The sequence below is a fragment of the Rhizobium sp. 01T444 genome, assembly GCF_056398305.1.
On the sequence record NZ_JBFTPD010000042.1, the window covers coordinates 14,863 to 28,318 of the forward strand.

The following is a 13,456-nucleotide window of genomic DNA, read 5'->3' on the forward strand; positions in this document are numbered from 1 at the left end:
TTGCGCGAGTTTGACCGTTGTCAGATTTTCTTGCGCATGCCGGCAAATGCCATGCGCATCTGACGGCGCCATTGCGGCTCTTGCAGCGAGGTTTCCAGAACAGCCGCACCGCGCTTCTGTGCCTTCACCAGCACCGGTTCCGCAAGCGCAACCGGCAGGAAGGCGGGCAGCACAGATGGCGGCAGGGCAGACGCCCTCGCCTTGGCAAGGTGATCGCGGCCGAGCCCGGCAAACGCTTCGATGGCTGCAGAGATGCGCGGCTTGTCCGCACCAGCCAGGAAGGTCTCCCGGTCGAGGCCCGTCGCCGAGAGAATTTCGAGCGGGATATAGACCTGGCCACGGCGTTGATGGAGCGGCATCAGCAACAGCATGCCGGAAATGGCCTGCGCCACGCCGGCATGACCGGCCGCATCTGCAGATTTCATCGCCTCTTCCGGGGAAAGGATGAGGCCTGCAAGCTGGATAAGTGCTGAGGCTGTTTCGCCTGCATAGCCTTCCAGCACGGTTCGACTTTCCATCGGGTCGTCGTAGAGATCGAATATTCGCGCCTCTATCATATTGACGAGCGTCTGGCGTGGAAGCCGGTGCGTCTCGACAGCCGAAAGAAGGGCTGCCGCGAGCGGATTGGCCTCGGTCGAACCATGTGCATTGCCTTCCAGAAGGTCGCGCCAATATTGCATGCGGATCTCGCCGGGCAGCGGCTCGTGCACGAGGTCGCGGATACGCGCGAGTTCGGCGTTGAAGGCATAGAGGGCGGCGAGCGCACCGCGCTTGTCATCAGGCGACAGCAGGCAGGCGAGGTAGCGATCGCGATCGATGTCGCGCAGCATCGCCAGGCTGATCTCCTGGTTCGTCTTCGGATCGGCCATGTTCAAACCGCAATCAGGGCGGCGGCGACGGCGCGCTGTTCGGAGAGCATGATGTTGAAGGTGCGCACGGCAGCACCCGTGCTCATTGGATCGGAAGAGATACCCCGTGCCTTGAGAGCAGCACGCAACTCCTGGGGCAGGCGGCGAAGCTCCGTGCCCGTGCCGACGAGCAGCACTTCGATATCGGCGGCTTCATCAAGCACACGGCGGAAATTTTCCACCGACAGCGGCTTCGTCATGTCCATATCCCAGCCGTGGATGCCCGATGGCAGGCAGAGGATGGAGCCGCGATGCGACATATCCGCAAAGCGGAAGCCGCCATTGCCATAGGTGTCGATGGGAGCGCGGCCCGGGAAATGGGCGTCGCGGATTTCAATGCCTTTTGCCATGTATCTATACCGCCGGCTTGCCGGATTTCATGCTGATATCGCCCTCGTCCTCGCCACCGCTCTCCCGGCGCAGCCGGAAGATGATGAGAACGGGCGCGGCTATATAGATGGAGGAGAATGTTCCGAGCGCAACGCCGAAGAGCATGGTGAAAGTGAAGGAGCGGATGACGGCGCCGCCGAAAATATAGAGTGCAAAGAGCGCAAGCAGTGTCGTGGCCGCCGTCAGAATGGTGCGCGAGAGTGTCTGGTTGATTGCCGCATCGATTAGGATCGGCAGTGGCATCTTCCTGTAGCGCTTGAGGTTTTCGCGCATGCGGTCATAAACGACGACGGTATCATTCAGCGAATAGCCGACGACGGTCAGGAGTGCTGCGACGCTCGTCAGATTGAATTCCATACCGGTCAGCACGAAGAGGCCGAGCATGATGATGACGTCGTGCAGCGTCGCAACAATTGCGCCGACCGCAAACTGCCACTCGAAGCGGATCCAGATATAGACGAGGATGGCGAATAGCGAAGCAAGGATGCCAATCGTCGCCAGCATCGTCAGTTCGCCGGAGACAGCCGGGCCGACAACCTCGACACGGCGGAAATCGTAGTCCTCGGCCAGTTCGCCGCGAATGAATGTTGCGACCGACTGCTCGGCATTTTCGCCGCCATCCTGCGAGCCAACACGGATCAGGGCGTTGGTGGCATCGCCGATGCGCTCAACGCGCACCGGTCCGAGGTTCAGTTCGTTGAGACGGGCGCTGAGATCGGCAATATCGGCATTGCCCTGCTTCGCCTTGACCTCGACCAATGAACCGCCGGTAAAGTCGATGCCGAGCTGCAGGCCTACCGTTGCGAAGGCGAGCATGGCGGCGATGCAAAGTGCTGCCGATGCCGTAAAGACATAGCGGCGAATACCCATGAAGCGGATATTGGCATGCTCGAAGAGGCCGGTCAGCGCGCTCTTCGGCAGATGGCGAGGATGGCGTCTTGCAAGCCAGGCAACCACGAAGCCGCGCGTCAGCGTGAAGGCCGTCAGGATGGTCGTGAGGATGCCGACGGCCAGCGTCACGGCAAAGCCGCGAATGGATTCGCTGCCGACAAAGAAGAGAATGACAGCGGCGATGAAGATCGTGACGTTGGCATCGACGATGGTAGCGAAAGCCCGCGAGAAGCCACGCTCGACCGCCTGGGCGAAGGTGGTATGCGGCACTCTCTCCTCTTCGCGGATGCGCTCATAGATCAGCACATTGGAATCAACGGCCATGCCGACGATCAGCACGAGGCCTGCAATGCCTGGAAGCGTCAATATCGCACCCGCAAGGCTCAACACTGCGACGATCAGCACCAGATTGAAGGCCAGCGACACGACGGCGATGATGCCGAGCATCCGGTAGAGCGCGATCATCAGCGTTGCGACGAGCACGACAGCGACAATGCCGGCGACAAGACCGGAGAAAACGGATTCCGAGCCGAAGACCGGGCTGACGGTGCGCTCTTCCACTGATGTCAGCGTCGCAGGCAGTGCGCCGGCCCGCAACATGACGGCCAGATCCTGAACGCCCTCTTCGGAGAAATTGGCTGATATCTCGCCGCTACCATCTGTGATCGGCGCTTCGATGACCGGGTTCGCCATGACTTGATCATCAAAGACGATGGCAAGATGTTTTCCCACATTGGCGGTCGTTGCCTGCGCCAGACGCTTTGCCGTCTCGGCATTCAGCCGGTAGACAATGGCGCTGTCCTGCGTTTGCGGATCGGTCTTCGTATCGACTTCGGCAAAATCAGCGCCTGTCGCTATCGCCGTGCGATCGACGAGATAGGGAACCGGCGGATCATCCAGCGAATAAAGCACCTGCGATGTCGCGGGCCAGCGGCCGGCAAGCGCCTGCTGGCCGGTCATGCTCTCATCAATGAGGTGGAAGGAGAGCGCGGCGGGTTCGTTCAGCAGGTTCTTCAGCCGTTCGGCATCGACGGAGCCTAGAACCTGTACCGCGATACGATCGTCCCCGTCAGGACGAACAGTGAAATTCTCTTTGCCGAAACCGGCGATGCGGCGGGCGACAATATCGAGCGAGCGGGTCTGCGCAGCAACCGTATCGGCATCGATCGCCTTGTCGGAGATCTGCAGCGTCAACTGGCCGTCATTGCTCTGCTGCAGCGAGACATTAGCTGAGGTCAGTGATTTCAGGAGATCGGCTGCGGCCTGAAGCTGCGCCGTATCGGTAACCTTGACCGTCACCGTCTGTGCAGTTCCGGTAAGCCCCGTATAGCGGATGCCGGCTCTACGAAGCGCATCACGAACGCTGGCAACCGTTGCCTCGAGCCGGCCACGGATAATGTCGGAGCGTTCGAGGCGGAGTACGATATGAGAGCCGCCCTGCAGATCGAGACCGAGGGTGACGCGATCCTGCCGAATCCAGCTTGGCAAGGAAGAGAGCTGCGCCTGGCTCAGGAGATTGGGCGCAGCGACGATAACTGCGACAATCGCGACCAACCAGATCAGAAGTGTCTTTAAGCGGGAAAAATGGTGCATTCTCTCGACTATCTTCCGATCCGGCGGGTGTTGCTATCGCATGTTATGCAGCGTCGGCCTTGACCGGCTCGCCCTTTACGCGGACTTCGGAAATGCCGGTGCGGACGATGCGGACGCGCACGCCTTCGGCGATTTCGACTTCGACTTCCTTCTCGTCGACAACCTTCGTGACCTTGCCAACGAGGCCGCCGCCGGTAACGATCTGGTCGCCGCGACGGATCGCCTTCAAGGTCTCTTCACGCTTCTTGGCCTGCGCGCGTTGCGGGCGGATGAGCAGGAAATACCAGACCACCATCAGCGGCACGAACAGGATGATCATTTCGAGGCCTGAGCCGCCGAAAGCACTCGTGGCGTCAGTTGCGCTCTGGGCAAATGCCGGGGTGAAAAACATGCTAAGCTCCTCAGGCTATGGGCGGCGGAACCCCGCCTCTCTTTTCAAGTCGCCGGACTATAGTTGCAGCCTTTATGAATGCAACAAAAACAGCCGGAAAGCGTACCGATTCCGCTGCCTCATAACCTTTCCGCTGTGGAAAGGCCATGCTACCCGGCATCAAAAAAGCGAAAGCGGATTATCGCTGCAATCTATGAAGGAGGCACCCGATGGCCGAAGAAATCAATAGTGTTCTGCTTCAGGAGCTGAAGAGGCTTGCGGATGCGGTCGAACGGTTGGCGGGACCGGCGCCCGCTGCCAATGACTGGAACGCCGCTGACTGTTTCGTCTGGTCCCCTGCGCGCCATTATCTGCAGCCCGTCAGGCGTCCCAATCGCGTGGCGCTAAAGCTTATCCGTGGCGTCGATCACGTGCGCGACATCCTGCACGAAAACACCGTGCGTTTTGCCGAGGGCTATGCAGCCAACAACGTGCTGCTCTGGGGCGCGCGTGGCATGGGCAAGTCCTCGCTGGTCAAGGCCGTGCATGAAGATGTGCGCCGCGAGAGCAGCGCATCGTTGAAACTCGTCGAAGTGCATCGCGAAGATATTGCCAGCCTGCCGACGCTCCTCGACCTCCTCAAGGATACGCCGCATCGCGTTATCGTCTTCTGCGACGACCTCTCCTTCGACCACGACGATACCGCCTATAAGTCGCTCAAGGCGGCGCTCGATGGGGGCGTGGAAGGGCGGCCGGACAATGTGCTGTTCTATGCCACGTCCAACCGGCGCCACCTGCTGCCGCGCCACATGATGGAAAACGAGCAGTCGACGGCAATCAATCCGTCCGAAGCTGTCGAGGAGAAGGTGTCACTCTCGGACCGCTTCGGCCTGTGGCTCGGCTTCCACAAATGCAGCCAGGAAGATTATCTGACGATGATCGATGGCTACGCCGAACACTTCAAGCTCGGCCTTGAGCGCGAGAGGATGCATGCCGAGGCGCTGGAATGGGCAACGACCCGCGGCGCCCGCTCCGGTCGCGTTGCCTGGCAATATATCCAGGATCTGGCCGGCCGCATGCGCGTCCATCTCGACCGCGCTTGAGCATTTCCTCACGCGTGTCGTTCTAGCAAAATCACTGCGGACTTTGGGCGACACGCCTAAAACGACAAAAGCCCGGCTGCTGGCCGGGCTTTTGCACTTTCCTGAGACGCTCTACCTGCTCAGAAATCTCACCTATTCAAGAAATGTCATGGGGTTGACCGGGGACGCATCCTTGCGAACCTCAAAGTGAACCTGCGGCTGCTTGACGTTGCCGCTCATGCCCGACATGGCGACCGTCTGGCCACGCTGGATCTTCTGGCCGCGGGTAACGCTCAGCGTATCGGCATTGCCGTAGACGGTGACGGTGCCGTCGTCGTGACGGACGAGAACCGTGTTGCCGAGTTCCTTCAGGCCGTTACCGGCATAGATGACAACGCCGTTTTCGGCAGCCTTGATCGCAGTCCCCTGCGGAACCGAGATATCGATGCCATCATTGCGGCTGCCGTTGACGTTGGCGCCATAGGCAGCGATCACCTGGCCGCGAACCGGCCAGCGATATTTGCCGATGCCGGTGGCTTCAGGAGCAGCAGCGCTGACATCGGACTTCTTCTCGACGTCATCGACTGTCTGCGTGGCGGCAGGGGCCTTGTAGGGCGCCGGCTGCGCGGAGGCCGTCTGGACCGGGGCGCTCGCCGGCTGGGCAGGCTTGACCTGCTCGACCTTCTGCGCCGGGATGGAGGCCGTCTTGATCGTGTCGGCAGAAGCTCCGCCGTTCGGGATCTTCAACTCCTGGCCGATGCGGATCGAGCTCGCCGACAGATTGTTGGCTGCCTTGATATCGTCGATGTTGGCGCCCGTCGCCTTGGCGATCTTGGCTAGCGAGTCACCCTGCTTGACTGTGTAGGTTCCCGCGGCACCATTCGGATTCTTGCCGCCTGCCGGAGGAGCTTTGCCCGTTGGATCTGCACTCGCGACAGTCTTGTCGCGAGCCGAATTGGCACCCGGAACGACAGCAACCTTCTGCTCCTGGCCCTTCGTCGGCTGCGGCAGGTCGCCAGGCTTGGAAAGGTCGGCGGACTGAGCTGCAGCCTTGGCAGCATTGTTGCCGCCGTTGAAGGTCGGGATGAGGATCGCCTGGCCGGGCTGCGCAGCTGAAGCCGTCTTCAGATTGTTGACACGCAGGATTTCCTTTTCCGGAACGCCGTAGCGGCGGGAAAGGACAGCGATGTTTTCACCCGGACGCAGCGTGACCGACGGAGCATTGGTCCCCGACCAGCCCGAAACCTTCGGCGTCGTGCCCGTCGTCAGCGTATCGGGAGTAACTCTCGGCGCATTCATGCCCGCCGGAGCGATGCGATCGGGCTTCGGAGCGGCTGGAAACGGCTGGGCAAGCGCAACGTCTCTTTCCCGCTGACGGGGAGAAACGGACCCTGCGCTCGGCGGCGCGAGTTCGGTGCGCTGAACGGAAACCGGTGCGGATGCCATCCGTGCGGCGGAGCCGGATGTGGCAACCGGATCATAGCTCGGGCGGCCCGGATAGGGCTGGCTCATCGTATTATTCTGAGCGTAAGACGGCTGCATGGCCGAACCACCAAGATCGGCGCGCGGCACCGGGTCGCCCTGCGGCCCGTTGAAACCCCTGCGCGGGATCGAATTCGTCGTCATCTGATCCTGCCCGGAGGAAGAAAACAGATTGCCGAAACGTGTTACATCGGAGCTGCAGCCTGTTGCTGCACTCGCCAGCAAGGCGACGACCAGAAAATTGCCGGCCGATTTCCCGAACTTCGGCGAAAGACTGAAACGCATGACTCGACCCACTTAGAACGCAACCATTTGTGAATCTATTAAAGCGCGTTAGTGTTACCATGCGGTTAAGGCGCTGGAATCAGTGCTATATTTTTGAGAACTTGATAACCATAAGTTTGCGGGCGAAAAATCATAGCCCGTCGGGCCTTGCGGGCTGCCGGTCTAGAGCTGCGAAGCAAGCCTTGGAACAATCGGCAGATAGGGAGCGTCGAAGAGCTCTTCCCGCTCGAAGCGGCTGCCGGTCTTTGTCAGCCGCACCATGCGGCATTCATTCTCGGAGATCATCAGCGGCGCAATCATGGAACCGCCGGACACCAGCTGATCGGCATAGAAGCGCGGCATGGAATTGAAAGCGGCCGTAACGAGGATGCGGTCAAAAGTGCCCTCGCCCTGCATGCCGCCGCTGCCATCGGCCTGGCGGATGATGACGCTGCGCAGGCTGAGCTTTTCCATGCGGCGCTGGGCCGAAAACGTCAGCGTCTTGTAGCGATCGACCGTCAGCACGCGTTCTGCAATGCGACCGATAACCGCCGCGGTAAAGCCGCTGCCCGTGCCGATCTCGAGTACGCGCTGACCGGGGCGGACCTTCAGGTGATGCAAAAGACGGACGGCGAAATCGACGCCCTCCAGAAATGAGCCGCACTCGATCGGGATCGTGCGGCTGGAATAGGCGTTCTCGGTAAATTGCGGCGGGACGAAAAGCGAGCGCGGCGTCTGCTCGACAGCCGTCAGCAAATCGATGTCGGAAATGCCTTCCGCGCGCAATCTCAAGACCAGCGCTGCGAAGCCTTCCTTCTCGGCCAGTTTTGCCGTCAACCCTTTACTCCGCGTCCGAGGGCCCGCGCCACGCGGTCCGTCACGGAATAATCGGTCAGATCAAGTTTCAAAGGTGTTACCGAAATCTTATTATGCTTGAGGGCGTGAATATCGCTGCCCTCGGTAAAGGCGCCGGCGCGTTCGCCGAATTTCAGCCAGTAATAGGGGAAGCCACGACCATCCGTGCGCGCATCGACCTGCAGGTTGAAGGCAAGCTTGCCTTGCGCGGTCACTTCAACGCCCTCGACTTCATCGGGACGACAGTTCGGGAAGTTGAGGTTCAGGAAGGTGCCTTCAGGAAGATCGACCGTCATCAGCTTTTCGAGCAGCGCCGGAGCGTGAGCCTCGCACACCTCCCAGGGCAGGATGCGGGCACCGTCATCATAGATATAGGCCTGACTGAGGGCGAAGGAGCGCACGCCCTGCATCGTGCCTTCGATGGCGCCGGCGATGGTGCCGGAATAGGTCACGTCGTCGGCGACGTTGGAGCCGGAGTTAACGCCGGACAAGACGAGGTCCGGCTTGATATCCAGCACCTGCTTGATGCCCATGATGACGCAATCGGTCGGCGTGCCGCGGAGCGCATAGTGTTTGTCGGAAATCTTCCGGAGCCGCAACGGCTCCGAAAGGCTGAGCGAATGCGCAAGGCCGCTCTGGTCGGTTTCGGGGGCGACAATCCAGACATCGTCAGAAAGCGCCCTTGCGATCCGTTCCAGCGCACCCAAGCCTTCGGCATGGATACCGTCGTCATTCGTCAGCAGGATGCGCATGGTCTCAAGCCGCCCGTTCGATCTTCGTCAGGCCGCCCATATAGGGCTGCAAAACGTCCGGAATCGTGACCGAACCATCCTCGTTCAGATAATTTTCCAAGACCGCGATCAGGCAGCGGCCGACAGCCGTACCGGAGCCGTTCAGCGTATGAACGAACTTCGTTGCCCTGTCGTCCTTGCCGCGATAGCGCGCGTTCATGCGCCGCGCCTGGAAGTCGCCGCAGACGGAGCAGGACGAAATCTCGCGGAACGTATTCTGGCCCGGCAGCCAGACTTCGAGGTCGTAGGTCTTGCGCGAGCCGAAGCCCATATCGCCCGTGCAGAGCGTCATCGTGCGGAAATGCAGACCGAGGCGCTTCAACACTTCTTCGGCACAGGCCGTCATGCGCTCATGTTCGGCGAGCGAGCTCTCGGCGTCGGTGATCGAGACCAGCTCGCACTTCCAGAACTGGTGCTGGCGCAGCATGCCACGGGTATCGCGGCCGGCAGATCCCGCCTCCGAACGGAAGGATGGCGTAAGAGCAGTGAAGCGCAGCGGCAGCTTTTCCTGATCGAGGATTTCTTCACGAACCAGGTTGGTCAGCGTCACTTCCGCGGTCGGGATGAGGTAACGACCATCCGTCGTCTTGAAGAGATCTTCCTCGAACTTCGGCAGGTTGCCGGTGCCGAACAGTGCCTCGCCCCGCACCATCAACGGCGAAGACACTTCGGTATAGCCGTGTTCGGTTGTGTGGAGGTCGATCATGAACTGGCCGAGCGCGCGTTCCAGCTTGGCGAGCGGCCCGGTCAGCACCGTGAAGCGCGAACCGGAGAGCTTGGTGGCACGTTCGAAATCCATATAGCCGAGGGCTTCGCCTATTTCGAAATGCTCCTTCGGCGCGTGGTTCCAGCGCGGCCTTTCGCCGACGATACGCGTTACGACATTGTCGTGCTCGTCCTTGCCGACAGGCACCTCATCGAGCGGCACGTTCGGGATGCGCGAAAGCTGGTCGTTGAGCTCGGCGGAAAGTGCACGCTCTTCCTCTTCGGCAGCCGGCAGAGTTTCCTTGATCTCGGCGACCTCGCCCTTCAGCTTGTCGGCAAGCTCGGCGTTCTTCTGCGCCATGGCCGCACCGATCTCCTTGGAGGCGGTGTTGCGGCGGGACAGCAGATCCTGCGCCTTCTGCACGGCGGAGCGGCGCTTCTCGTCAAGGGCGATGAGAGATTGCGACTGAGGCTCCGCTCCGCGCTTTGCAAGGGCGGCATCGAGGGCCTCGGGATTCTCACGGATCCATTTGATATCGAGCATCGTCGTTCCAGATCGTTTCAACAGGAATGAACCGGTCGGAGAAAACCCCGACCGGATGGGAAACGGCAGAACTCAGTGAAATGTCCTGATGCGCTCAGACGCTGTCCGTCTTGGCGACGTCAGAGGATTCGCTGGCCTCTTCAAGCGCCTGTTTGGAACGCTGACGCTCCACGAGTCGTGCCGCGTAGATGGAAATCTCGTAGAGAAGGATCGTCGGCAGCGCAAGGCCGATCTGGGACATGGGATCGGGCGGCGTCAGCACCGCGGCTACGACGAAGGCAAGCACGATCGCAAACTTGCGCTTTTCAGCCAGCCATTGCGACGTGAGAAGACCGACGCGGGCCAGAAGCGTGGTGATGACCGGGAGCTGGAAGACGAGGCCGAAGGAAAAGACCAGCGTCATGATGAGGCTCAGATATTCCGAAACCTTCGGCAAAAGCGAGATTGCCACTTCGTCATGGCCCGGTGCCTGCTGCATCGACAGGAAGAACCACATGACCATCGGCGTGAAGAAGAAATAGACCAGCGCGCCGCCCATGAGGAACAGGATCGGCGATGCGATCAGGAACGGCAAAAAGGCCTGGCGTTCGTTCTTGTAGAGGCCGGGAGCAACGAACTTGTAGATCTGTGCTGCGATGATCGGGAAAGCAATCACAAGACCGCCGAACATGGCGACCTTGACTTGCGTGAAGAAGAATTCCTGCGGCGCGGTGTAGATGAGCTGGGCTTTCTCGACATCGAGATGAGCCCAGCCGACAGCGAGCTTATAGGGATAGACCAGATAGTTGAAGATGTGCTTGGCGAAGATGAAGCACGCGATGAAGGCAATGAAGAAGGCTGCGATCGACCAGATCAGCCGCGTGCGCAGCTCCATCAGGTGCTCGATCAATGGCTGCGGCTTGTCTTGTGTGTCACCGCTCATGCCTCATCCTTCTTCTTTTTGGCGGCCGGCTTTGCGACAGCGGCCGGCTTCTTTGTCGCGGCAGCGCGCTTCGGCTTCTCGACCGGTGCCGCGACTAATGCAACGGCATCAGCCTTGTCTGCAGCCTTCACGCGCGGCTTGCGCACGGCCTTCGGCTTTTCGGCCACGGCGACCGGAACAACGGTGGCGGCAGCGACCGGCTGCGGCGCAGGAACGACCGGCGGTGTTTCCGGCAGGCTCATGGACGGCGCCGGCACGGAAACTTCCGCAGGCGGCACTTCCGTCGCAGTCTCGGCGCCCTGCTCTAGCGGGCGCTGTTCTGCCGGCTTCTCGACCTTCGTCGAATTCTGCAGGTCGGCTTTGATCTCGTTGCCCATCTGGCGCAGCGGGTTCATCGCCTCGCGCAGGCTGTTGACCGGGTTGAGTTTCTGGGCGTCGCTGATCGTGCTACGCACGTCGTCAAGCTCGGCTTCGCGAAGCGCTTCGTCGAACTGGGCACGAAACTCGCCCGCGACCTTGCGGGCACGTGCCGTCATCTTGCCGAAAGCGCGCAGCATCGGTGGCAGATCCTTGGGACCGACAACCACGATCAGAACGACCGCGATAACCAAAAGTTCGGTCCAGCCAATATCGAACATGCAAGGCTCCTGAACGGGCGGCGCGGGGGCAGCGCCCTTTCCCGTACGTGATTACTTCGTTTCGTCGGCCTTGTGATCGACGGTCTTTGCTGCTTCCGGCGCGTCTTCGTCCGTCATGCCCTTCTTGAAGCTCTTGATGCCCTTGGCAACGTCGCCCATCAGTTCCGGGATCTTGCCGCGACCGAACAACAAAAGCACGATGGCCAGAACGATCAGCCAGTGCCACATGCTAAAAGAACCCATTACCCATACTCCCTGTTGCGATGTTCCCTCGATGTAAGAATTTCCAATACGGTTTCCAACATCAATCCTTCTGGATTGAGCTTAATGTCACGGTATCGGCCTTTGTGACAAGTCATTCATCCATCGAAAAGTCGTGATTGACATTGTTTTGCGCGGGCGTGGCAAAAGCAAGACCAAGCTTCGTTATTCCTCGGACGCGCCGCCGGGGGCCAGCAGTCCGAGTTCCTCGAGATCCATCTGGGTGATCGGATCCTCATCCTCGGTCAGTTCGTCGTTCATGAGGGGCGAAGGAATATTGAAATTGGCGGGGATGCGGCCGGACAGGAGGCCGGCACCCTTCAGCTCTTCGAGGCCCGGCAGGTCGCGCAATTCCTCAAGGCCGAAATGGTCGAGAAAATCTCGCGTCGTGCCGAGCGTAACAGGCCGGCCCGGCGTGCGGCGACGGCCACGGAAACGCACCCAGCCCGCCTCCATGAGAACGTCGAGAGTGCCGCGGGAGGTCTGGACACCTCTGATGTCTTCGATCTCGGCGCGCGTCACCGGCTGGTGATAGGCAATGATCGCAAGCACTTCGAGTGCTGCACGAGAGAGTTTCTTGACCTCGTTCTCGTCGCGGCGGATGACGAAGGAAAGATCTGCCGCCGTGCGGAAGGCCCAGGCGCTGTCGACCTGCACAAGATTGACGCCGCGCGGCGCGTACTGCTCCTTCAGGCGCAGCATGATCTCATGCGCGTTAAATCCCTTTGGCAGACGTTCGGTGATGAAGCCTTCGGATACCGGCTGGGCGGAGGCGAAAACCAACGCTTCAGCTATGCGCTCAGCCTCTATTTCAGCCTGCAGATCGCGGACAATGCCCTCGCCTTCCCCGTCTTCGCCTTCAAAGTCATCGTCTTGCGCGTCGATCAATCCGACTGCTCCTGTTCGACCACTTGCAAGGTGGCATGTTTCGGGCCGCGGCGCATATAGATCGGCTGGAAGGCGCCGTCCTGGCGTATTTCGAGCTTCCCTTCGCGCACTAGCTCCAGCGAGGCGGCAAATGCGCTGGCTACGGCAGTGACGCGCTCGGCGGGACTGGCGAGATAACGCAGCAGATATTGTTCGAGCACTGTCCAGTCGACGATGTCGCCGATCAACTGGGTCAGCAGTTCACGGGCATCGGTAAGCGACCAGACATTGCGGCGCTCGATCGTCACCTGGGTGATCGCGTGGCGCTGGCGCAACGCCGCATAGGCGCTCAGGAGGTCGTAGAGGTTGGCAACATAATCGGACTGCTGGCGATCCGGGATATGCTCCGGCGCGCCGCGGACAAAAATATCCCGGCCGAGCCGGTTGCGGTTGACAAGACCGTCGGCCACCTGGCGCATCGCTTCCAACCGCTTCAGGCGAAAGGCGAGCGTTGCAGCCATCTCCTCACCTGAAGGGCCGTCGTCCTTCACCTGCTGGGGGATCAGCAGTCGCGATTTCAGGTAAGCGAGCCAAGCCGCCATGACCAGATAATCGGCGGCGAGCTCGATGCGGATACGCCGCGCGCTTTCGACGAACTGCAGATACTGCTCTGCAAGGGCCAGGACGGAAATGCGCGACAGATCGACCTTCTGGTTGCGAGCCAGATAAAGCAGGAGATCGAGCGGGCCTTCGAAGCCAGCGACGTCGATGACGAGTGCCGGCTCATGAGTAGCGCGCTCGGCGCCATTCTCCTGCCACAGCTTGTCCATCGGCGTTGCCGCCGCCTGAGACCGCTCCGTGCCCTTGATCGTGTTCACCCTACCCTGCCTTTC

Annotated in this window: 14 protein-coding genes; 1 reads left to right on the forward strand and 13 read right to left on the reverse strand. The window is 60.6% G+C overall.

Annotated elements, in window-relative coordinates:
- Positions 1 to 20: 20 nt before the first annotated feature.
- The 4 genes from AC1DTN_RS33845 to yajC are packed head-to-tail and all read right to left on the reverse strand — an operon-like array spanning position 21 to position 4,173.
- On the reverse strand, positions 21 to 875 hold the full coding sequence (locus AC1DTN_RS33845) for a phytoene/squalene synthase family protein (protein ID WP_439014838.1): 855 nt from the start codon (positions 873 to 875) through the stop codon (positions 21 to 23).
- A complete protein-coding gene (locus AC1DTN_RS33850) occupies positions 872 to 1,258 on the reverse strand; it encodes an Mth938-like domain-containing protein (RefSeq protein WP_007813576.1) in 387 nt (128 codons plus the stop codon). Before AC1DTN_RS33850 ends, AC1DTN_RS33845 begins: the two co-directional genes overlap by 4 nt.
- 4 nt (positions 1,259 to 1,262) lie before the next feature.
- The gene (secDF, locus tag AC1DTN_RS33855; RefSeq protein ID WP_439014837.1) at positions 1,263 to 3,782 is read right to left on the reverse strand and encodes a protein translocase subunit SecDF; all 2,520 of its coding nucleotides are present in this window, start codon (positions 3,780 to 3,782) and stop codon (positions 1,263 to 1,265) included.
- 43 nt (positions 3,783 to 3,825) lie between these two features.
- Complete coding sequence (gene yajC / locus AC1DTN_RS33860; RefSeq protein WP_439014836.1) at positions 3,826 to 4,173, reverse strand: preprotein translocase subunit YajC; 348 nt, start codon at positions 4,171 to 4,173, stop codon at positions 3,826 to 3,828.
- A gap of 209 nt (positions 4,174 to 4,382) precedes the next feature.
- Here yajC and AC1DTN_RS33865 point away from each other — a divergent pair, with 209 nt between their 5' ends.
- Positions 4,383 to 5,255 carry an ATP-binding protein gene (locus AC1DTN_RS33865; protein ID WP_477924481.1) on the forward strand — a complete coding sequence of 291 codons (873 nt, stop codon included), beginning with the start codon at positions 4,383 to 4,385 and terminating at the stop codon, positions 5,253 to 5,255.
- Positions 5,256 to 5,387: 132 nt separating this feature from the next.
- Here the strand turns inward: AC1DTN_RS33865 and AC1DTN_RS33870 are convergent, their stop codons facing one another.
- The 9 genes from AC1DTN_RS33870 to AC1DTN_RS33910 form a co-directional block, all read right to left on the reverse strand.
- Positions 5,388 to 7,001, reverse strand: coding sequence for a peptidoglycan DD-metalloendopeptidase family protein (locus tag AC1DTN_RS33870; protein WP_113322427.1), 1,614 nt, complete (start codon positions 6,999 to 7,001; stop codon positions 5,388 to 5,390).
- Positions 7,002 to 7,163: 162 nt separating this feature from the next.
- Entirely contained in the window at positions 7,164 to 7,817 is a 654-nt protein-coding gene (locus AC1DTN_RS33875; RefSeq protein ID WP_439014835.1) for a protein-L-isoaspartate(D-aspartate) O-methyltransferase, read from the reverse strand.
- Positions 7,814 to 8,587 (reverse strand): 5'/3'-nucleotidase SurE, encoded by a 774-nt coding sequence (gene surE, locus AC1DTN_RS33880; protein WP_439014834.1) that lies wholly within the window; start codon positions 8,585 to 8,587, stop codon positions 7,814 to 7,816. The genes AC1DTN_RS33875 and surE overlap by 4 nt, the downstream gene beginning before the upstream one ends.
- A gap of 4 nt (positions 8,588 to 8,591) precedes the next feature.
- A complete protein-coding gene (gene serS / locus AC1DTN_RS33885) occupies positions 8,592 to 9,875 on the reverse strand; it encodes a serine--tRNA ligase (protein ID WP_439014833.1) in 1,284 nt (427 codons plus the stop codon).
- A gap of 94 nt (positions 9,876 to 9,969) precedes the next feature.
- Positions 9,970 to 10,797, reverse strand: coding sequence for a twin-arginine translocase subunit TatC (gene tatC, locus AC1DTN_RS33890; protein ID WP_439014831.1), 828 nt, complete (start codon positions 10,795 to 10,797; stop codon positions 9,970 to 9,972).
- On the reverse strand, positions 10,794 to 11,435 hold the full coding sequence (gene tatB / locus AC1DTN_RS33895; RefSeq protein ID WP_439014830.1) for a Sec-independent protein translocase protein TatB: 642 nt from the start codon (positions 11,433 to 11,435) through the stop codon (positions 10,794 to 10,796). Before tatB ends, tatC begins: the two co-directional genes overlap by 4 nt.
- A gap of 51 nt (positions 11,436 to 11,486) precedes the next feature.
- Complete coding sequence (locus AC1DTN_RS33900; RefSeq protein ID WP_007813596.1) at positions 11,487 to 11,678, reverse strand: twin-arginine translocase TatA/TatE family subunit; 192 nt, start codon at positions 11,676 to 11,678, stop codon at positions 11,487 to 11,489.
- Positions 11,679 to 11,861: 183 nt separating this feature from the next.
- Positions 11,862 to 12,584: an SMC-Scp complex subunit ScpB gene (gene scpB / locus AC1DTN_RS33905; RefSeq protein ID WP_113322433.1), complete on the reverse strand. Its 723-nt coding sequence runs from the start codon at positions 12,582 to 12,584 to the stop codon at positions 11,862 to 11,864.
- Positions 12,581 to 13,441 carry a segregation and condensation protein A gene (locus AC1DTN_RS33910; RefSeq protein WP_439014829.1) on the reverse strand — a complete coding sequence of 287 codons (861 nt, stop codon included), beginning with the start codon at positions 13,439 to 13,441 and terminating at the stop codon, positions 12,581 to 12,583. Before AC1DTN_RS33910 ends, scpB begins: the two co-directional genes overlap by 4 nt.
- Positions 13,442 to 13,456: the final 15 nt, after the last annotated feature.